The 18,995-nt window shown below is 63.3% G+C and carries 18 protein-coding genes; 8 read left to right on the top strand and 10 right to left on the bottom strand.

Features of this window, described 5'->3' with window-relative positions:
• Positions 1–31: 31 nt before the first annotated feature.
• Complete coding sequence (locus ABKS89_RS12430) at positions 32–934, top strand: AraC family transcriptional regulator (RefSeq protein ID WP_348589323.1); 903 nt, start codon at positions 32–34, stop codon at positions 932–934.
• 90 nt (positions 935–1,024) lie between these two features.
• Here ABKS89_RS12430 and ABKS89_RS12425 read toward each other — a convergent pair whose 3' ends face one another.
• The 4 genes from ABKS89_RS12425 to ABKS89_RS12410 all read right to left on the bottom strand — a co-directional run bounded on the left by ABKS89_RS12425 (position 1,025) and on the right by ABKS89_RS12410 (position 5,412).
• Entirely contained in the window at positions 1,025–1,996 is a 972-nt protein-coding gene (locus tag ABKS89_RS12425) for an aliphatic sulfonate ABC transporter substrate-binding protein (protein ID WP_348589324.1), read from the bottom strand.
• A gap of 246 nt (positions 1,997–2,242) precedes the next feature.
• Positions 2,243–3,187 (bottom strand): ABC transporter substrate-binding protein, encoded by a 945-nt coding sequence (locus ABKS89_RS12420; protein ID WP_348589325.1) that lies wholly within the window; start codon positions 3,185–3,187, stop codon positions 2,243–2,245.
• A gap of 11 nt (positions 3,188–3,198) precedes the next feature.
• Entirely contained in the window at positions 3,199–4,287 is a 1,089-nt protein-coding gene (locus ABKS89_RS12415; RefSeq protein ID WP_518301013.1) for an LLM class flavin-dependent oxidoreductase, read from the bottom strand.
• Between the two features lie 228 nt (positions 4,288–4,515).
• Complete coding sequence (locus ABKS89_RS12410) at positions 4,516–5,412, bottom strand: LysR family transcriptional regulator (protein ID WP_348589327.1); 897 nt, start codon at positions 5,410–5,412, stop codon at positions 4,516–4,518.
• A 114-nt stretch (positions 5,413–5,526) separates the two neighbouring features.
• Between ABKS89_RS12410 and ABKS89_RS12405 the strand changes: the two genes are divergently transcribed.
• The 4 genes from ABKS89_RS12405 (at position 5,527) to ABKS89_RS12390 (ending at position 8,975) form a co-directional block, all read left to right on the top strand.
• Positions 5,527–6,132, top strand: a complete 606-nt coding sequence (locus ABKS89_RS12405) for a 3-mercaptopropionate dioxygenase (RefSeq protein WP_348589328.1) — start codon at positions 5,527–5,529, stop codon at positions 6,130–6,132.
• Positions 6,129–7,712: a rhodanese-related sulfurtransferase gene (locus ABKS89_RS12400; RefSeq protein ID WP_348589329.1), complete on the top strand. Its 1,584-nt coding sequence runs from the start codon at positions 6,129–6,131 to the stop codon at positions 7,710–7,712. Before ABKS89_RS12405 ends, ABKS89_RS12400 begins: the two co-directional genes overlap by 4 nt.
• A gap of 97 nt (positions 7,713–7,809) precedes the next feature.
• A complete protein-coding gene (locus ABKS89_RS12395; RefSeq protein WP_348589330.1) occupies positions 7,810–8,523 on the top strand; it encodes an SDR family NAD(P)-dependent oxidoreductase in 714 nt (237 codons plus the stop codon).
• A gap of 191 nt (positions 8,524–8,714) precedes the next feature.
• A complete protein-coding gene (locus ABKS89_RS12390; RefSeq protein ID WP_348589331.1) occupies positions 8,715–8,975 on the top strand; it encodes a hypothetical protein in 261 nt (86 codons plus the stop codon).
• An 80-nt stretch (positions 8,976–9,055) separates the two neighbouring features.
• Here the strand turns inward: ABKS89_RS12390 and ABKS89_RS12385 are convergent, their stop codons facing one another.
• The 3 genes from ABKS89_RS12385 to ABKS89_RS12375 form a co-directional block, all read right to left on the bottom strand.
• Positions 9,056–9,676, bottom strand: a complete 621-nt coding sequence (locus ABKS89_RS12385) for a tyrosine-type recombinase/integrase (protein ID WP_348589332.1) — start codon at positions 9,674–9,676, stop codon at positions 9,056–9,058.
• Between the two features lie 148 nt (positions 9,677–9,824).
• The gene (locus ABKS89_RS12380; protein ID WP_348589333.1) at positions 9,825–10,664 is read right to left on the bottom strand and encodes an SDR family NAD(P)-dependent oxidoreductase; all 840 of its coding nucleotides are present in this window, start codon (positions 10,662–10,664) and stop codon (positions 9,825–9,827) included.
• Between the two features lie 55 nt (positions 10,665–10,719).
• On the bottom strand, positions 10,720–11,649 hold the full coding sequence (locus ABKS89_RS12375; protein WP_348589334.1) for an alpha/beta hydrolase: 930 nt from the start codon (positions 11,647–11,649) through the stop codon (positions 10,720–10,722).
• A gap of 117 nt (positions 11,650–11,766) precedes the next feature.
• Between ABKS89_RS12375 and ABKS89_RS12370 the strand changes: the two genes are divergently transcribed.
• Positions 11,767–12,783, top strand: coding sequence for an AraC family transcriptional regulator (locus ABKS89_RS12370; RefSeq protein ID WP_348589335.1), 1,017 nt, complete (start codon positions 11,767–11,769; stop codon positions 12,781–12,783).
• A 108-nt stretch (positions 12,784–12,891) separates the two neighbouring features.
• Here the strand turns inward: ABKS89_RS12370 and ABKS89_RS12365 are convergent, their stop codons facing one another.
• The 3 genes from ABKS89_RS12365 to ABKS89_RS12355 form a co-directional block, all read right to left on the bottom strand.
• Positions 12,892–13,551, bottom strand: coding sequence for a hypothetical protein (locus ABKS89_RS12365; protein WP_138216964.1), 660 nt, complete (start codon positions 13,549–13,551; stop codon positions 12,892–12,894).
• 190 nt (positions 13,552–13,741) lie between these two features.
• Complete coding sequence (locus ABKS89_RS12360; protein ID WP_138216965.1) at positions 13,742–14,257, bottom strand: hypothetical protein; 516 nt, start codon at positions 14,255–14,257, stop codon at positions 13,742–13,744.
• 263 nt (positions 14,258–14,520) lie between these two features.
• A complete protein-coding gene (locus tag ABKS89_RS12355; protein WP_348589410.1) occupies positions 14,521–15,435 on the bottom strand; it encodes a LysR substrate-binding domain-containing protein in 915 nt (304 codons plus the stop codon).
• A 336-nt stretch (positions 15,436–15,771) separates the two neighbouring features.
• On the opposite strand from ABKS89_RS12355, the gene ABKS89_RS12350 reads away from it, so the two are divergent.
• Both ABKS89_RS12350 and ABKS89_RS12345 read left to right on the top strand, forming a co-directional pair.
• Entirely contained in the window at positions 15,772–17,136 is a 1,365-nt protein-coding gene (locus ABKS89_RS12350; RefSeq protein WP_348589336.1) for an APC family permease, read from the top strand.
• A gap of 81 nt (positions 17,137–17,217) precedes the next feature.
• Entirely contained in the window at positions 17,218–18,828 is a 1,611-nt protein-coding gene (locus ABKS89_RS12345; protein WP_348589337.1) for a D-aminopeptidase, read from the top strand.
• The last annotated feature ends 167 nt before the right edge of the window (positions 18,829–18,995 follow it).

Below are 18,995 nucleotides of genomic sequence, written 5' to 3'. Positions count from 1 at the left end.
GCTATCACTTGCTCATGAGTCTTTCCATTAGATGATTTCGTCCAGCCCCCTGGTTGATTGGTTATTAGACAGCCTTGAACTGAGCGCGAGCCTGTTCCATGTCGGGCGCTATTGCGGCGGCTGGCACGCCTCTACCCACGGTCTGGCACGGGCGAGCTTCCACCTGGTAGTGCAGGGACACTGCTGGTTGCATCTCGACAATGAGCCGCCTTGCCGGCTGGACAGCGGCGATGCGGTGTTCATCCTGCGCGACGTGCCGTACCGGCTGTCCAGCGAGGCCAGCGCCGAGGCCGCGGCGTGCCAGCCACGCCAGAGCATGACCGCGCTGGAGTCGCAGGCCGAGGACGGAGTGGGCCTGGTCTGCGGATTCTTCCACTTCGACTCCGGCCTGTCGGCACTGATCATCGACGCCCTGCCCGCCTTCCTCGTGCTGCGCGCCGAGGAGCCTAACCAACGGGCCGCGCGCAGCCTGTTCGAGCTGATCCTGGAGGAGTGCCAGAGGCAGCCTGCACCGTCCCAGCAGATACTCGAACGCCTGAGTCACCTGCTGTTCCTCTACGTGCTGCGCCAGCAGGTAGTGACCAACCCATCCCTCGGCGGGCTCGTCGCCCTCGCCCGCCAGCCGCAGTTCGCCAGCCTGTTGGAGCAGATGATCCAGCAGCCGCAATTGCCCTGGACCCTGGAAGACATGGCGGCATGCGCCGGGCTGTCGCGCTCTGCCTTCTTCAAGCGTTTCAACGAGACCTGCGGGCAATCGCCCGGCCAGGTACTGCTGGCCCTGCGCATGGGCCAGGCGTGCCGACTGCTCAGAGCCGACCAGAGCGTGGCGGAAGTCGCCGCGGCGATCGGCTACCAGTCCATAGCCGCCTTCACTCGCGCCTTCCACAAGGCGACCGGACAACAGCCCGGCGCCTTTCGCCGCGCGGCCAACTAAGGGCACGTCCCAGGTACGGAATCGCTGAGCGCGGCTGGGCAGACGCAGATCAGCCGGTCACGGGCAGTGGCGGCGGTTAAGAATCCTCGATCAGTTACCCGCCACGTCAGGCTGCCAGACCGGCAATGCGCGCGCGTCCACCGGCTTGGGCAACAGACCCTGGGCGTAGAAGGCATCGGCGATGCGCTGCTGCTCATCGAGGCCATCGGCGCGCACCGGCTGTACGTCGTAGCTGCGGCGGGCGTTGGCCTGCTCGACAGTGGCGACGTCGAGGTTGCCCCACAGTGGGCCGAGTACCTTCGCGGCGTCGGTCGGGTGTTCCTTCACCCAGCGGCCGGTCTTCTGCAACTCGGCGAAGACCTGCTTGAGCACTTCCGGGTGAGCCTTGGCGTAGGTGGTGGACGCCAGGTAGTAACGCTGGTAGCTGGCCAGACCCTGGCCGTCGGCGAGCACGCGGGCATTCTGTTGGCGCTGGGCGCTGGCGACGTAAGGGTCCCAGGTTACCCAGGCATCGATCTTGTGGTTCTCGAAGGCGGCGCGGCCGTCGGCGGGGGTCAGGTACGCCGGCTGGATATCGGAGAATTTCAGCCCGGCCTTCTGCAACGCGGCAATCAGCAGGTAATGGCTGCCCGCGGCCTTGGTGACAGCCACGCGCTTGCCCTTGAGGTCGGCCAGCGACTTGAGCGGCGAGTCCTGCGGCACCAGGATCGATTGCGCAGTCGGCGACGGGGTCTCACGGGCGAAGTAAGTCAGTTGCGCGCCGGCGGCCTGGGCAAACACTGGGACGGTGTCGGCGACGTCCGCGGACAGGTCGACGTTGCCGACGTTGAGCGACTCGAGCAGCGGCAGGCCGCTGGGGAATTCGTGCCAGGTGACCTTGATGCCCTGTTTGGCCAGCTCGCGATCCAGGCTTCCCTGCGCCTTGACGATGGTGAGCAGCGTGGAGGACTTCTGGTAGCCGATGCGCAAAGTCTCTTCGGCGTGCGCGCTCAAGGCACCGAACAGGGCGACCGAGGCGCTCAGGCCAACGGCGAAACGGCGCAGGAACAGGTGGCGGGACATGGATACGGCTCCTCGGATTCAGGTTGGCCGCCCGCAATGCGAGGACGGACCACGGGACAGATCAGATACGAATGGATGAGTCCGGTGGTCCGGTAAACATGAGATTACAGACATAAAAAACAGCAAATAAATAATCTTTAGTTCTTAGTTAATGCCAGGCGAAGGTACGCCCAGTCAGTGTGCAACCCGCGGCAGATGGGCACTCATGCCCTCTGCACGCAGGACGCTCCCTTTTGGCTCCCCAGGTCAGTGGAAGGCCCCGGCGAACGAGGTATCGATCACGCTGGAAGTATCGAAAGCCTTGGGCAGCGCGCCAGTCTGCAGGAGGAAGTCGGCGGTGCCCTGGTAATCGGCGGCTGCCTGCTTGTCCACCGGACCGACGCTCATCGCCGCCTGGCCGATCCAGTGGCGCGAGACGGACTGATCGAGGTTGGCCTTCTTCGCCCAGATATCCGCGTATTGCTCCTTGTGCGCCTCGACCCAGGTGCGGGCCTTCTGCAGACGCGCGAGGAAGTCGGCGATCTGCGCGCGCTTGGGGTCGATGGAGTCGGCATTGGCGGCGATGCTCGACAGCCCCGGCATCAGGTCGCGGGCGGTGAGGATCGGGCGTGCGCCGGAGAACACGATCTGCTGCGAGATGTAAGGTTCCCACACCGGGAAGGCGTCGATGCTGCCACGCGGGAGTGCGGCGGCAGCATCGATGGGCATCAGTTTGACGAACTCCACGTAGTCACTGGGCAGGCCGGCCTTTTCCAGGGCGCGCAGGGTCAATTGCTGGCTCCAGGCGCCAGGCCAGTAGGCGACCTTCTTGCCCTTGAGATCAGCGATGGTCTTCACCGGCGAATCCTTGGGCACCAGCAGCGCGATGGTGTCGGGGTTCTGCCGCGAGATGCCGATCAGCTTCACTGGCGCACCCTTCGCAGCCAGGAAGATGAAGCCCGAGTCACCGAGGAAGCCCAGGTCCAGCGCACCGGCCTGCAGGCCCTCGGCAACCGGTGCAGCGGACTGGAAGTGCTTCCAGTCCACCGTGTACGGCGCGCCTTCGAGCACTCCGGAGGCTTCCATGGACGCGCGCACGTTGTAGTAGTTCTGGTCGCCCACCCGCAGGGTCGGCAGGTCGGCGGCGTGCGCCAGCGGAGCACTCAGCAGCAGCGCGGCCAGGGAGGCGCGCAGACGTTGGGGAAGGGTCATCGAAAAGCTCCTCAGCCGGCGTGCCGCAGTTGCGGCAGGTGGGCGATCTGTTCATGGATGGCGGGAATCAGGCCCTGGCCGTAGCGCACGGCATCGCCGAGCGGGTCGAAGCCACGGATCAGGAAGGTGGAAACGCCGAGGCGGTAGTACTCGCCCAGCGCGGCGGCAACCTGCTCGGGTGTGCCGACCAGCGCGGTGGAGTTCCAGCGCGCGCCGGTCAGTCGGGCGACACCCGTCCACAGACGGGCGTCGAGGACGTCACCCTGCTGCGCCGCAGCCAGCAGGCGTTGCGATCCGACGTTCTCCGGTTTGTGGTCGTTGAGCGGCAGACCAAGCCGTGCGCGGTTTTCGCGTACCTGCTCGAGGATATCGGCGGCGCGCTTCCAGGCAGCCTCTTCGGTGTCTGCGACGATGGGCCGGAAGGACACCGAGAAGCGCGGATCACGCCCTTGCGCCTGGGCCGCGGCCCGCACGCGACGGATGTGTCCGTCAACGGCTGCCAGTGGTTCGCCCCAGAGCATGTAGGTGTCAGCGTGCCGGGCGGCAACCTCGATCGCCGCCTCGGACGAGCCGCTGAAGTAGATGGGGATGTGCGGCGCCTGCCGCGGGCGCACCGCCGGCGAAGCCCCCTGGAAGCGGTAGAACTCGCCGGTGAAATCCACCGGCTCCTCGGCGGTCCAGATCTGCCGCAGGGCCTGCAGGTATTCGTCGGTGCGGGCGTAGCGGCGGTCATGGTCGAGGTAATCGCCGTCGCGCGCCAGGTCTTCATCGTTACCACCACTGACCACATTGAGGGCCAGGCGCCCATCGCTGAACTGGTCCAGGGTGGCAAGCTGGCGGGCGGCCAGCGGCGGCGCGATCACGCCCGGCCGGTAGGCCAGCAGGATGCCCAGCCGGCGGGTGGCGGCCGCGACGAACGAGCTGACCACCGCGCCCTCGGCGGCATTGCTGAAGTAGCCGACCAGCACACGGTCAAAGCCGGCGTCCTCATGGGCCTGGGCAAAACGCCGGACGAACCCGGCATCCACCGCATCCCCCAACGGCTGATCCACCTCGGAACTCGGGGTGGCGGTGATCATGCCGAGAATTTCCACGCTCACTGTGATGCCCTCGCCTGCGCCGCGGCCTGAGGCCGGCGGCTTCCGTTATAAGAAAAACGCCTTATTTGGCGTCTTTCTTAGAAGCTATAGGCAAGTTGTTCATGATGGAAATTCATTTTTGTCATATCCTAATATGCTAATTACGCATATTCAGAGTTGACCATGTTGCGCAGCGCCCTTTCTCGTCCCCACACGAGAAGTGCCGCGCCAAGGCGATGCCCTGCCGGATCAGTCCGCTGAAATGTCCAAGCCCTGGGCCACCGATGCGCCAAACAGCTGTGCCGGCGTCTCCAGATTGCCCAATAGCTGCGGGCGCACCAGCCAGAGCTGGATCAGCGGCTGGAAGTCCTCCAGTGCCAGTACCCGCAGTTGCTCGCGGTAGCGGCTGCGGGCGAGCGCGGGCGCCGGCACCAGCCCCAACCCGCGGCCTTGCGCCACCAACCCGAGCTGCAGTTCGCTGCCGAAGGTTTCCAGGTTCAGTTGCAGCCCCAGCCCCTGGTCGGCCAGAGCGCGCTGCAAGCCGGCGCGAAAGCCGCATCCGTCCGGATTGAGCACCCAGCCGTGCTGGTAACAATCGAGCAGGCGCCGGGCCTGCACGTCGCAGTCCTTCGCAGCGACCACGCAAAGCTCGACGCGGCCCAACGGCGTCGCACCGAGGTCATCGGGGAATACCTTGCTCGGCGGGAACAACACGACAGCCGCATCCAGCTCGGCATTTTCCAGCCGCGCCAGCAGGTGGCCTCCCCAGCCGCTGCTCACCTGAGCGCGCAGTTCGGGGTACTCGCCCGCCAGGCGTCGCAGGGCCTCAAGCAGGACCACTTCGCCAATGCTCTGCGGCACCCCCAGACGCAGGACGCCACTGGGCGGTGTATCACTGGCCACCAGCTCACGCAGGCCGTCCACCTCGCGCAGCACCCGCAGGCACTGTTCGAATACGCGGCGCCCGGCAGAGGTGGGCTTGAGCGGCTTGGTGTTGCGATCGAGCAACTCCACCCCGAGGGACTCCTCCAGGCTCTGCACCCGGCGGGTGATGGCCGACTGAGTCAGGCCAAGGCTTTCAGCAGCCTGACTGAGGGAAGCGTTGCGGATCACCGCGACGAAGGCATCGATGTCGTCGATCTTCATGGGCTTGGCACCAATTGCATTTCTTGCATATTAGCTTAGATTCAAAATGCATTTCAGGAATAAAAATACGTTTGCTACCGTAGCGCCAAACCTGACTGGAGTGAAACTTTTCGCATGTCCGTCCCTCTGCGCCTTGACCGCCTGCGCCAGTTCATCGGCGATCTCGCGGCCCTCATCGACACCCATCCCGACGAAGCCACGCTGCTCGCCCAGGCGGCTCCGCTGCTGGCCGCGCTGGTGCGCCACGACGACTGGCTGCCCGAGGACTACGCCCGCCCCGATCCACAGCGCTACCAGCAGTACCTGCTGCATGCCGACTCGCAGCAACGCTTCTCGGTCGTCAGTTTCGTCTGGGGCCCGGGTCAGCGCACTCCCGTACACGACCACCGCGTCTGGGGCCTGATCGGCATGTTGCGCGGAGCCGAGTACTCGCAGCCCTTCGCCTTCGCCGCCGACGGCAGCCTGCAGGCCAGCGGCGAATCGCACCGCCTGGAACCGGGCGAAGTGGAGGCGGTGTCGCCGCGCATCGGCGACATCCATCAGGTCAGCAACGCCTTCGCCGACCAGCCCTCCATCAGCATCCACGTCTACGGCGCCAACATCGGCGCCGTTCGGCGTGCCGTATTCAGCGCCGAAGGCGAAGAAAAACCCTTCATCTCCGGCTATTCCAACAGCCAGTTGCCCAACATCTGGGACCTGTCGAAAGAGAACCCCGCATGAGCCAGATCACCCACCGCTCCTTCCGCGACATCCGCACCGCCCTCCTCGCTCGACAGGAGCTGGCGCTGCTCGACGTGCGCGAGGAAGACCCCTTCGCACAGGAGCACCCGCTGTTCGCCGCCAACGTGCCGCTGTCCAAGCTTGAGCTGGAGATTTATGCCCGCGTACCGCGGCGCGATACACCGGTTACCGTCTATGACGACGGCGAAGGCCTGGCCGAGGTGGCCGCGCAACGCCTGCTCGAGCTCGGCTACAGCGACGTCGCGCTGCTCGAAGGCGGCCTGGCCGGCTGGCGCAGTGCCGGTGGCGAGCTATTCAAGGACGTCAACGTACCGAGCAAATCCTTCGGCGAACTGGTGGAAGCCGAGCGCCACACGCCGTCCCTGGCCGCTGAGGAAGTGCAGGCCCTGCTGGATGCCGAGGCCGACGTCGTGGTGCTGGACGCCCGCCGCTTCGACGAATACCAGACCATGAGCATTCCCAGCGGCATCAGCGTCCCCGGCGCCGAGCTGGTGCTGCGCGTCACCGAACTGGCGCCGGACCCGGCTACCCGCGTCATCGTCAACTGCGCCGGGCGCACCCGCAGCATCATCGGTACCCAGTCGCTGGTGAACGCCGGCATCCCCAACCCAGTCTCGGCGCTGCGCAACGGCACCATCGGCTGGACGCTGGCCGGGCAGCAACTGGAGCACGGCCAGGCGCGGCGCTTTACCGAGGTTGGTGCAGACACCCGCCAATCCGCCGCCCAGCGCGCCCGCGCCGTGGCTGACCGTGCGGAGGTCGCACGTATCGACCTCGTCGGCCTGCGCCAATGGCAGGCAGAAAGCGCCCGCACCACCTATCTGTTCGACGTGCGCACGCCGGAGGAATACGAAGCCGGCCACCTTCCGGGGTCGCGCTCCACGCCCGGCGGCCAGCTGGTGCAGGAAACCGACCACGTCGCCAGTGTGCGCGGCGCGCGCCTGGTGCTGGTCGACGACGACGGTGTGCGCGCCAACATGAGCGCCTCCTGGCTAGCGCAGATGGGCTGGCAGGTGGCCGTGCTGGACGGCCTGGTCGCCGCCGATTTCAGTGAAAAAGGCGCCTGGGTTGCTCCGCTGCCGCCGACGCCGCAGGCCGAGACCATCACCCCGCAGACCCTGGCCGACTGGCTGCGTGCCCCGGGTACCGCCGTGCTCGACTTCACCGCCAGCGCCAACTACGTGAAGCGCCACATCCCCGGCGCCGCCTGGGCGCTGCGCAGCCAGCTGCAGCAGGCGCTGGCCGGACTCGGTGACGCCGATCGCTACGTACTCACCTGCGGCACCAGCCTGCTGGCACGCTTCGCCGTGGCGGACGTGGCGGCACTGACCAACAAGCCGGTCTTCCTGCTCGATGGCGGCACCAGTGCCTGGGTCGCCGCTGGACAGCCGACCGAAGACGGCGAAAGCCGGCTGGCCGCCCCGCGCATCGATCGCTACCGCCGCCCCTACGAGGGCACCGATAACCCGCGCGAAGCCATGCAGGGCTACCTGGACTGGGAATTCGGGCTGGTGGAACAACTGGGCCGCGACGGCACCCACGGCTTCTTCGTGATCTGATCCAAGCACGCTCGGCTGCCTTTTCTCGGACAGCCGAGCACTACCTCAGGACATGCCGGCGCCCAGGCGCTGGCAGCAACATCGACAGGGAAATCACATGTTCGAAGGCAAGACCTTGGTGATCATCGGCGGTACCTCTGGCATCGGCCTGCGCGCCGCACGGCTGGCAGTGCAACGGGGCGCGCGCGTCATCCTTGGCGGACGCGACAAGGCACGCTTGGCCAGCGTGGTGGAAAGCCTTGGCGACAGCGCCGAAGGCTATACGGTGGACAACACCGACCGCACCTCGCTGCGTGATTTCTTCGCTCGTCTCGATCGCGTCGATGGCCTGTTCACGCCGGCGGCCAGCTACCAGGTCGCTGGCTTCACCGAGCAGGACGAGGAGAAAGTGCGCAGCGCCTTCGAGCGCAAGTTCTGGCCGCAGTACTGGACAGTGCAGGCCGCCCTTCCCGTTCTCGCGCCCGAGGCCGGCATCGTGCTGGTCGGCGGCGCCGCCGGGGCACGCCCTGTACCGGGAGCAGCGTCCTATGCAGCCTGCAACAGCGCCATCGAAGGCCTTGCACGGGCGCTGGCGGTGGACCTCGCCCCGCGCCGGGTGAACGTCATCGCTCCCGGAACGCTGGACGGTGAACTGTGGCAGAGCCGCGACCCGCAACTGCGCGACAACGCCTTCTCCCACTATGCCCAGTCCACCCTGCTCAAACGCGTGGGCACAGTCGAAGACGCTGCCGATGCTGCACTGTTTTTGCTGAACAACCCTTACATGACCGGCGCCACGCTCTCGCCGGATGGGGGCTACACATTGCGCTGACTGGGCAATAGCGGGTGAGTCGTGGCTCCTTATTGAGTTTCTACGTTCAAGACTAGGAGCGTAACTTCCGTCGCCCATATCTCCGCTTTGGGTCGGTAGCGGCCTCTCGCTGGAGGCTGCAATCGGCCAGAAGCGGACGGTCTCCAGCCATCGTAGAATTCATTTAGAGAAGGGGCTCCAAGGAAGACGACATGACACTCGCCAAGGGCGATACCGTAAGGCTGATGGAGGTTGACCAATCTTCGGCTGTTTTCTCTGACTGGTTGAACGAACGGACGCCAGCGTCTGGCGATGTTGCTATCGTCGAAGAAACTTGGGATTCCAAAGATGGCCGCACTGTCCGCTTGCTCTGCGAGCCGCGTGCAGGCTTTCTCGAGTGGCGAGCCACGTTTCGGGAAGCAGAGTTGGTCTACGAGGTTCTTTCGACCGACCTCGGTGATGCGGCGCCATGACTAATCCCTCCGTCCGCTATGGGTCGCTAGCTGCCGCAGGAGGCGCCGGCTCGAAGTCCGGCGCCAACGTGGGAACTTAGTCAAACCTCAGTCTGCTCCGCCATCTCCAGAGCGTCATCTACCTCAATACCCAAGTACCTAACAGTGCTCTCCAGCTTCGTATGACCGAGCAGCAACTGCACTGCTCTCAGGTTTTTCGTTCTGCGATAGATCAGCGATGCTTTGGTTCTACGAAGCGTATGCGTTCCGTATAGCGTGGGGTCGAGACCTATCGTGGTTACCCAGGCTTTAACAATGCGGGCGTACTGCCTTGTCGATAGGTGAGCTGAGCGTCGAGCACGGCTGGGAAAAAGAAAGTCGTCGTTGCGACGGTGAGCTGCGCGGATCCAAGCTTCAACCGATGCTCTTGTCTGAGCGGTGATTTCGAACTGCACCGGCCGCTGGGTCTTCTGCTGCATCACGATCGCGCGCGTCGACACATGATCACCATGAGCTATGTCTCTGACGCGCAGCTTCGTTAAATCGCAGGCTCGTAGCTTGCTGTCGATGGCTAGGTTAAACAGCGCCAGATCACGATCCTTGTTTGCGATTTCCAATCGCACCCTTATAGCCCAAATATCCCTGAGTCTTAGCGGCGCTTTTTGCCCGACGAGTTTGCCCTTGTTCCAAGGTTCTCGGGCTTTCGCTTTGGGTGTGGTCATGATTCGTCCTCCACATCGGTGAAGGACCAGGGTGCATCGCGCGCGATCTCACAGGCGGAAGCGGGCATTGCCCGGCTGAGCACCAATCGAAGTATCACCAGTCGATCTCTCATTTGGTACACCTTTGAAAAGACCGACTGAGAGAGCATCAGGACGCGCTTCCGCCACGGGAAAACTGCACCGCCTCATCGACTCTTCCAGCGTCGAAGCCGATTCGCTCGATGAGCCTGCGGAACAATCCAGGAGCCTTAGCCACCAGGCTGTTACTGCCCGGCACTGTTACCAGGTCCCGCCGCCGCTCGATGCAGTCGACCAGGGCGTTCACCACCTGCTCCAGCGAGACGAACTTCCAGATGCCTTGGTGGTTGTTCCACACCAGTGTGCTGCAAGGACCGTCGACGACCGCATCCATCATGGGCGTCTGGAAGAACGTGGGATGAAGCGAACCGACACCGACGCCCTGCGACCGCAACTCCAGGCGCGCGCTGTTGCACATGGCCCAGACCCCGGCCTTGCTGGCGGTGTAGTGAGCGTTGAGCGGCGAGTGCACGAACGCCGCCATTGACGAAATGGCCAGCAGATATCCCTGGCGCGGCTTCACATAAGGCAGCGCGGCCCGGAAGGTGCGCCAGACACCGTTAAGGTTGATATCGATATGGCGTTCAAAGCTGGTAGGCGTGATCGCTTCCAGGCTCTCGGGCGAGCCGATGCCGGCCCCGGCGATCACCACGTCGATTCCGCCGAAGTGCCGTGCGGCTTCATTCATGGCAATTTCCAGACTTTCGATCGAGCGCACGTTGGCCACCCAGCCGGCGGCAACCTCCGGACCACCCAGGGTGGCCGCCAGTGCATTCAGGCCGTCCAGATCGAGGTCCAGCAGCACCAGCTTCGCTCCCTTGGCGCGAAGGGCTTGCGCAGCAGCTCGCCCGAGGCCACCAGTGGCTCCTGTGATGACGATGACACGACCGTTCAATGAGTAGCGCTTCATGAATAAACCTTCTCTTGGCTGATAACGGAACTGGCATGAGGGTTGAATTTGTCGCTCACACATGCGTCTTCACGACTGAAGTGACTGGCACATTGCGCTGGAGGAAGTCGAGCTGGTCGCGTACCACCTGCTCGAAGGCCTTGCCGACGTAGATCGCGAAATGCCCGTGCGGATAGCGCTGTATCTCATGCCGAGGCGCCCGCTCGGCGTGGCGCAGCGTCTGCTTCGCGGGTGCCACGCTGTCTGGATCGCAGACGCTGAACAGCACGGGAGCCAGGATTTGGGCCGCTTTGCGGCCGGGGTAGTAGCGGATGATGTCCAGAGCGAAGCGTGCCGTTACCTCGTTGCGGACCCGCGCTCCCGGCGCAATCAGCGCGTGATATCCATCCCACGAATCAGGCGAGGTCATGAACGCCGTATCACCCGGCCGACCGGCCAGGGGAACCAGAATTGGCCGAGCTCCCAGCCAGGAACCCACTCGGTCTGCCACAGCCAGCACGGTGAGCTTGAGCGACACCAGTGGTTGCGTGGCAAGGCTCGAAGCCAGCCCGTCGGTGAAGGGGCACTGGGAAATGACACCGGCGACCTTGCCATCCTCGGCTGCGGCAGCCAGCACGTGCCCGCCACCGAAGGAAGTCCCCCAGAGAACGACCCGCTCGGCATCGACACCATCGAGGCGGCGGGCATAGGCAATGGCCGCCTTCCAATCCTCGAGCTGACGCTGGATATCGAGCAACTGGCGGGGCTCGCCCTCGCTGTCGCCGAAGTGGCGGTAGTCGAACACCAGGCAGGCATAACCCGCCGCAGCGAAGCGCTCCGCGAATGCGGGAAGCCGCATCCTGCGGGTGCCACCCAGCCCGTGCGCCATGACCACCACGGGCGAAAGTCCGGAACCTGGTGGATGGTAGAGATCGGCCACACACTGAACGCCCCCGGAAAGGAAGCTCCTTGTCGTGGGGGCCAGGAGTTCAGTGATCTTGCTCATGGGCGGTATCCATTGGAATGGCGGGTGGCGGCCATTCTCGGAAACGCTGGGAACTGCCGCTTGACGCTACCCGTCTAGCGGCTTGACACTTTGCGCCAAACAATAAGAGCAAGTCCGATGAGCCAGCCTCTGTACCGGCGTGTGGTGCCCGAAACCTACGTGCAACTGCTCTACGAATATCTGGAATCCTTCGGGCATGACCCGGAACGGGCACTTGGCGAGCCTTGGCCCGCGCCTGCCTCCGGAAGTACCGGTGGAATCGACGTAGAACGCTGGGACTATCTGCTCAGGACGGCATCGGCGTTACTGGGCGATCCATTGCTTGGCCTCCATGTGGGCCAGACCATCACCGCCCGGCACCTTGGCGTACTCGGATCGGTACTGCTCGCCTGCGGAAATCTTGAAACCGCGCTGCAACGCCTGGAGCGCTATCTGCGCCTGGTGTTCGACGTTATCCCGATGAGCCGCCGCGAAGGTACGGACTGGTTCGAGCTGGTCTGGGATACCGGCCAATACCAACCTGGACCGTTGGTGAGCGAGACGGGCACCGTTGCCATGGTGCAGTTCTGCCGCGCTCTGGTTCGGGGCATCGCTAAACCGCTTCGAATCGACTTCAATCATCCCGGTCCTGCCGACAGTCGTCCCTACGAGGCCTTCTTCGGCTGCCCGGTTCGCTTTGGTCAGGCAGAGGCTGTCCTGCGCTTTTCCAGGAAACTGCTCGAACTGCCGTTGAAGAGTCCTGATCCGGCGCTGGTCTCCATTCTGGAGCAGCATGCTGAACACCTGTTGGAGCAGTTGCCCCGGCAGGACGAAATCGTGGAGCAGACGCGCAAGGCCATAAGCCGATCCCTGCGCCATGGCGAGCCAAACGTCGAGCGGATTGGCAGTGAACTGCATCTTTCCTCCCGCACGCTGCAGCGCCGTTTGCAGGGGGCTGGCACCAGCTTTCGCAGAGAGCTGATCCTGGTCCGCCATGAGCTCGCCCTCTCCTATCTGCGCGACCCACGTTTGCAGATCGTGGATATCGCCATGCTGCTGGGCTACTCGGAGCACAGTGCATTCACCCGCGCGTTCAAGGAGTGGAGCGGACGAAGTCCGCAGGAAGCCAGGCAAATCAACTCGGCCAGCAGCTGAGTTCAAGGGCTCGAAGGTTGTACCTTATCGGCGCGGCAGGGGCGCTATGGGGCGGTAGCAGCCACTCGCGATGGGCAGCAACCGGCCAGGAGCGGCCATCCAAAATTCCTAAGTCGAGGCAGCATATTGGTTTGGGCGCCCGCCTGCAGCTACAAAAATCTCTCGCAGCTTAGCTCGGGTAGTACTGGGTAGTCCTTCGGTGTATTTCTGGAACTCTGCTTCAGCAAGGTCCGGGTGGCCGTTCATGGCGAGAACAAATGCGTACGCGATGGGATGTTGCCTGAAGTTATAGAAGCCCAGCCCACCGGAGGACAAATGTCTCTTCACCCCTGCAAATACCTCTGGCAATTGATCGATTGAACGAGCGCTCTCCCAGAAATACCCCGCCTGTATGACAGCTTCTTGCATCACACTCGGGACGAGTTGTGCTACTTCGTCAATCCCCCGCATGTAAGAAACCTCCATTGACCTGTCACGCGGGTCGAAGGTGAGGTCGGGCAGGGCTGATTTGGGAGTGCGATGCCACTTGATTTGATTGCCAGATAGGTGGGGAACAAAATCCAGCGAAAGCCCCCATGTGGGAGAAAGAATGCCGCCTTTCCACTGCTCTAGACGAAAGCACTGACGAATCGGAGCATCGGTGCTTCGAATCCACCGCAAAGGCCCCTGAGTCTCGAAGCCCAACGGCTTCAGGCAAGTTTCCACGCTCGGCAATACAATGTCGTGAATATGCTCTATCCGTAGCATCTCAAAAGTAGAAGCTTGCATCACTGAGTACCTTACTCAATCCTGCCACCCTGGCTTAAGCTGGAGGGTAATACGTATTGCGCGCTGGAGCGATGCCCCTCTTGGGGTCGGTAGCGGCCTCTCGTCAGGGGTCGCAATCAACCAGACGCGACCCTTCAGCTCATAGGGGGTGGGGCGGCGGCGCAGGGCGTTAGCAAAACAGAGAGTGTTGTCAATTACTGGCTGCAGCGACTTCACTGATGGCTGACCTGATGGACTCTTCTGACTCTTGAAAAGACTTTATCCCTTCGTTGCACAAATAGAGCTCATCCGAAATCCAGTGCAGCAAGTCCTGGTTCCGGCCGTTTGTAATCAGGGCAAGCTCGTAGCATCGGCGCCCGAACTCGTTCAGGTCTATCCGCCCCTTTGACAGCTCATCTGAGATCCCAAGAATCAACTGCGAACACTCCAGACTGCTAACTCTGTTGCGTTTGACATCCAGCTCCTGAGGAACTTCAGGGATCATCCCTAAAGCAAGATCAATGACAAAGCCTGGTGGCTCGGTCCATTCCAGTATTTTCTCATCAGCCCATGCAATCAACGCTGCTAGAGGTGCTGCGCCTATTCGGTAAGCGAGGATCAACAGCCGAGCCTCATGGATGAGTCCATCTTTGGCGTTTGAATGCGTACAGGCGGGAGAGGCTTTTGACTCTTCCAAACTCCCATCAGCATTACGTTTTCTTTCCATGAACAATACTTCCATTTCTTCAGGCTGGAATATTGAAATGAGATTAGGAGTAGTGCGCCAGAAGCGGTGATTCCTTCTAGGCTACGGAGTCGCGAGTAACGTGTCCCGGATGATTATGGATGCCGTCTGCAGACAAGCTCAAGTCACCCACAAGCGGCGGCTATGGGTCGGTAGCAGCCTCTCGCCAAAGGCACCAACCGGCTAGGAGCGGACGCTCACCATGCGCACCGTCAGAGCCTGTTTCGACGTGCTTGCAAGCAACGTCAGCCAAGTAGTCCTGTAGTTGGCGGGCGCTGGGTTGTGGCCATCACTCTTGCCTTGAGCCAGTCGATGAAGGCCGCTACCACCGGGCGATCCAGCTTCAGTTCGTCAGCCACCAGGTAATAACTGCGGTTGGCAGGAATCTCGATGTCGAAGGGCCTGACCAGCAGTCCTCGGTTGAGGGCATCGCCACAGAGCAACTGGTCGCCGATCGTGACGCCCTGGGCGGCGATGCACGCAGAGATGGCCGAGGTGGCGTCGCCGAACACGATGCCAACGTCGGTATTCACATCGGGCGCGCCGGCAACTGCCAGCCAGCGGCGCCAGTCCACCGCATCCTTCATGTACAGCAATGGAAAACCAGCCAGCTCCTTGGGATGCTTCAGGCTGCCGAGCGTATTCAGCAAGCGCGGGCTGCAGACCGGAAAGTCCTGCAGCGCGATCAGCAGCTCACTGACCTGCCCTGGCCAATCTCCCGTGCCATATGCAATGAACAGGTCAGTCTCTGCAGCGCTGGTGTCGTCCATGCTGCGTGGCGCGGTGATGTGCAGTTGCACCTTCGGATGCAGTTGCTGGAACTCACCGATGTGGCGGCACAGCCAGTAGTTGGAGAAGCCCGGCGTACAACTGATGCTGAGACGGCCGGCGACCCTGGCGTCCATCTGCGGGCGCCCGGCCGTGAGCACATCGGCAAGGATGCGATGGACATCACTGGCGTACAGCTCGCCGCGCTCCGTCAGCCTGACGCCACGCCCGGAGCGCTCCGTCAGCTCGAATCCCAGCCTTTCTTCCAGCAGGGCAAGGCTGTGGCTGACCGCGCCACGGGTCAGGTTCAGTTCCTGGGCGGCGGCGGAAACCGAACCCAGCCGCGCCAGGGCGTCCAGCGCGCGAAGCGCAGTCATAGAGGGATAGTGGATGCTCACCGGTGCTCCCGAAGCCTCTGCAACGACGCTCCGCAAGCCGCGGCCCGCGATGCATCTGTTAAATTAAATCGATCAGATAAGGGCAATTCTTTTCGATTGTAGTATTAAAAAATTCACCAATACTAGCGCTATCCCGGCTCGCCATCCGCTGCGACGGATCAGCTCTCGCTGCCTGATCCCGCCATCCGAGCCAGAGCCACCTCCGGCGCCCACCCCCTTCCTTGCCAGGTACTCCGCATCCGCGGACGGCACCGGCTCGCCCGGGAAAAAGTCCGGCAGCCACCTCGGTGGCAAAGAGATCGTTCAAGAACAACTAGAGAGATGTCTTCCATGAGTGCAGCACCTGCGTCGAACGACGCACTCAAACAAAGCCTGGGCGTGATGGACGTCGTGGCCATCACGGTTTCCTCGATCACCCCGGCCAGCTCGCTGTTCGTCATTGCGCCTTTCGCCATCCAGAAGGCTGGCAGCGGTGCATTCATGTCCTTCGTGCTGGCGGGCGTTCTGGCCCTGATGTTCGCCTGGTGCTACGCGGAACTCGGCCGCGCGCACAGTTCGGCGGGCGGTGAATACGTCTACGCCAAACGCGTCTTCGGCGGCCTGGCCGGCTACACCACTTTCATCACCGTGATGGTGATGCTGCTGTTCATCCCGCCGGTACTCGCCACCGGCGCTGCCACCTATCTCAATTCGGCGCTGGGCACGCACTTCGAAACCCAGACAGTCGCCCTCGGTATCGTGGTCGCCAGCTACCTTCTGGGCATCCTCAATATCCGCGTCAACGCCTGGATTACCGGCGTGTTCCTGGTCGCCGAGATTGCCGCGCTGGCGGTGATCGTCGCGCTGGGCTTCAGCCACGCGCAGCAACCGGCCAGCGTGCTGCTGACGCCGCAGGTGATGGAGCACGGTTCGCTGGTGACTGCCTCCTGGGGATTGGTACTCGGCGCGATGGGTACTGCGCTATTCGCCTACAACGGGTTCGGTGGTGCCGTACTGCTTTCAGAAGACATGAAATGCGGCGGCCGCGAAGTGCACCGGGCGATTCTCTGGTCGCTGGCCCTAGTGCTGGGGATCGAGCTGCTGCCGATGGCGGCCTTGCTGATCGGCGCGCCCTCGCTGCAAGCGATGATTTCCAGCCCCGATCCGATTGGCTACCTGCTCACCGCCCATGGCAACGAAACGCTGTCGCGACTGGTCGCTGGCGGCATCTTCCTCTCGGTGTTCAACGCCATCGTGGCCATCGTCGTGCAGTCCAGCCGGGTGATCTTCAGCAGCGGCCGCGACGCACTCTGGACGCCGGGCCTGAACCGCGCGTTCACCCGCATCCACCCTCGCTGGGATTCGCCCTGGTTGGCCACTCTGTTCCTGGGCGTGCCTTCCGCCGCGCTGACCTTCAGCTCCAGCCTGGAGGACCTGACCTCGTTCACCGTCCTGCTGCTGGTGGTGGTCTACCTCGTGGTCGGCTTCAGCGCCCTGTTCAGTCGCGTGCTGCGTCGTGACCGCGAGCATCCTTACCGCATGCCCCTCTGGCCGATTCCCGCCCTACTGGCGGTCATCGGTTCCGCCGGTCTGCTCCTGCAGCTGCTGAGCGACGCGTCAAGCCGGGACATTCTGATCATCCTCGGGATGTTCGCCGTCTCGGTGATTCTCTACAGCTCCTACGGCAAGTTGAGCCCTGCGTTCCAGCGCTTGTGAGCCGAGCGGGCCGGGTCGTGCGCCTGGCCTGCCAAATGGGTCACCCGGAACCTTCCCCACCGTTCATGGAAATACCGATTCATGCAGGACATCCAGCAGATTCTCGATTCGCTGCCCGTCTCGTACCGCGGGCCGGGCGGCGCGATTGCCGTGCTGAAGGACGGCCGCCTAGCCGGCCAGCAGGTCTGGGGTTTCGCCGACCTGGAAAAACGCATTGCCATGACCGACCAGACCCTGGTGCCAATCTGCTCGATCACCAAGCAGATGGTCTGTGCGGTTCTCAAGGATCTCGAACGGCACCCGACAGCGCTGATGGCGAACGGCGCATCCCTGGCGCAAGCCTATTCGGCCGCTTTGAAAGATCTACTGCCCGCCGAGATCGGCCCTGGCAGCGAAGTCACCTTGCAGCACCTGTGCGACAACCAGACCGGCATTCGCGATTACTGGGCCATGACCCTGCTCTGGGGCGGCCATCCGGAAGGCCGCTTCAGCCTGGATGAGGATGCTCCGCAGGCACTGCAACATCTTCAGTCCCTGCACTTCGAACCGGGCTCGCAGTACGCCTATGCCAACACGAATTTCCATATCCTCGCGCGCGCCATCGAACAGGTCAGCGGTCGCTCCATCAGTGAGCTTCTGACTGAACGCGTATTCGAACCTGCCGGCATGGCCACCGCGCAGTTCTGCGAGAAAACCGATCAGCACGTGGGCCCATGCGTTGGATACGAAGGCAGCGCCGAGCAAGGCTACATTCCTGCGCGGAACCAGGTCGAATGGTCAGGAGATGCCGGCGTCGTGGCGTCGCTGCAGGACATGATCGCCTACGAGTCCTGGCTGCAGCGCCAATGGGACGATCCGGCCAGCATCTACCGCACCCTCGCCGAGCAGCCGCATTTTGCCGACGGAGCACTGGCGCACTACGGCAACGGCCTGGCACATGTCGAAATCGCCGGCTTCAAGGCTATCGGCCATAGTGGCGCGCTGCGCGGCTTCCGCTTGCAACGCCTGCATGTGCCGAGCGACAAGCTGTCGGTGATCGTGATGCTCAATCACGAAGCTGACCCTGCCGCCGCGGCCGAGTTCGTGCTGCGCAATGCGCTTGATCTACGCGAGCCCGTCGCCTCCTCGGTCGAAGCCGATCCGGCGTGGTTCGGCGACTACCTGGACCCTGTCTCGCAGCTGGCGATTCGCATCGCGCCGGCCGGCACGGGAGAGATCAGCCTGTCTTACGCGGGCTACCCGGAGACGCTGCATCTGGTCGTAGCGGGCCGAGCCCGCTCCCGCGAAATGGAGGCCGCAATCAGTGGCGACGACCTGTGGCTGAGGCGCATCGAGGACAACCGGGAAATCCGCGCAATACGTCTGCACACGAGCAACGCCCCAACGCCCACCGCCTCCCTGCAAGGCAACTTCCACTGCGTCGAACTCGGCTCGACCTTCCACGCCTTTGGTCTCGGCAACCACTGCTACGCAGCCTTCGACGGCTTCCTCGGCAAGGGCCCGGCCGTGCAGCTACAACAGCTGGCTCCTGAAGTCTGGCTGCTGAAGTGTCCGCGCGGCATGGACGCCCCGGCGCCCGGAGACTGGACGCTGGTGGTGGATCGGGATGCGGCTGGCCGGACGACGGGATTCACCCTCGGTTGCTGGCTGGCCAGAGGACTGAAGTACCAGCGGATAGACGCAGACCACTGACGAGGATTCAACGCACGGCGAAGGCGTGAGAGCCGGCGCCGCAGCGTGCTGTACACCGCCGGACGCTTGCTTCCGGGCGCGTGTTGTCTCCACCGGGAGACCTGGCGCCGAACCGGCCAATTGCGGGTGCGGCAATACAAGAACAACAACAATTACCAACAGCTTGC

It is taken from the genome of Pseudomonas sp. LABIM340 (assembly GCF_040017195.2).
Taxonomy (GTDB): Bacteria; Pseudomonadota; Gammaproteobacteria; order Pseudomonadales; family Pseudomonadaceae; genus Pseudomonas.
This window is presented reverse-complemented; position numbering and strand designations above follow the sequence as displayed.

Excerpts from the sequence above, each read along its gene's own strand:
- ABKS89_RS12430 (WP_348589323.1), top strand. The coding sequence starts at position 32 with ATGATTTCGTCCAGCCCCCTGGTTGATTGGTTATTAGACAGCCTTGAA.
- ABKS89_RS12425 (WP_348589324.1), bottom strand. The coding sequence starts at position 1,996 with ATGTCCCGCCACCTGTTCCTGCGCCGTTTCGCCGTTGGCCTGAGCGCC.
- ABKS89_RS12420 (WP_348589325.1), bottom strand. The coding sequence starts at position 3,187 with ATGACCCTTCCCCAACGTCTGCGCGCCTCCCTGGCCGCGCTGCTGCTG.
- ABKS89_RS12410 (WP_348589327.1), bottom strand. The coding sequence starts at position 5,412 with ATGAAGATCGACGACATCGATGCCTTCGTCGCGGTGATCCGCAACGCT.
- ABKS89_RS12405 (WP_348589328.1), top strand. The coding sequence starts at position 5,527 with ATGTCCGTCCCTCTGCGCCTTGACCGCCTGCGCCAGTTCATCGGCGAT.
- ABKS89_RS12400 (WP_348589329.1), top strand. The coding sequence starts at position 6,129 with ATGAGCCAGATCACCCACCGCTCCTTCCGCGACATCCGCACCGCCCTC.
- ABKS89_RS12395 (WP_348589330.1), top strand. The coding sequence starts at position 7,810 with ATGTTCGAAGGCAAGACCTTGGTGATCATCGGCGGTACCTCTGGCATC.
- ABKS89_RS12390 (WP_348589331.1), top strand. The coding sequence starts at position 8,715 with ATGACACTCGCCAAGGGCGATACCGTAAGGCTGATGGAGGTTGACCAA.
- ABKS89_RS12385 (WP_348589332.1), bottom strand. The coding sequence starts at position 9,676 with ATGACCACACCCAAAGCGAAAGCCCGAGAACCTTGGAACAAGGGCAAA.
- ABKS89_RS12380 (WP_348589333.1), bottom strand. The coding sequence starts at position 10,664 with ATGAAGCGCTACTCATTGAACGGTCGTGTCATCGTCATCACAGGAGCC.
- ABKS89_RS12375 (WP_348589334.1), bottom strand. The coding sequence starts at position 11,649 with ATGAGCAAGATCACTGAACTCCTGGCCCCCACGACAAGGAGCTTCCTT.
- ABKS89_RS12370 (WP_348589335.1), top strand. The coding sequence starts at position 11,767 with ATGAGCCAGCCTCTGTACCGGCGTGTGGTGCCCGAAACCTACGTGCAA.
- ABKS89_RS12365 (WP_138216964.1), bottom strand. The coding sequence starts at position 13,551 with ATGCAAGCTTCTACTTTTGAGATGCTACGGATAGAGCATATTCACGAC.
- ABKS89_RS12360 (WP_138216965.1), bottom strand. The coding sequence starts at position 14,257 with ATGGAAAGAAAACGTAATGCTGATGGGAGTTTGGAAGAGTCAAAAGCC.
- ABKS89_RS12350 (WP_348589336.1), top strand. The coding sequence starts at position 15,772 with ATGAGTGCAGCACCTGCGTCGAACGACGCACTCAAACAAAGCCTGGGC.
- ABKS89_RS12345 (WP_348589337.1), top strand. The coding sequence starts at position 17,218 with ATGCAGGACATCCAGCAGATTCTCGATTCGCTGCCCGTCTCGTACCGC.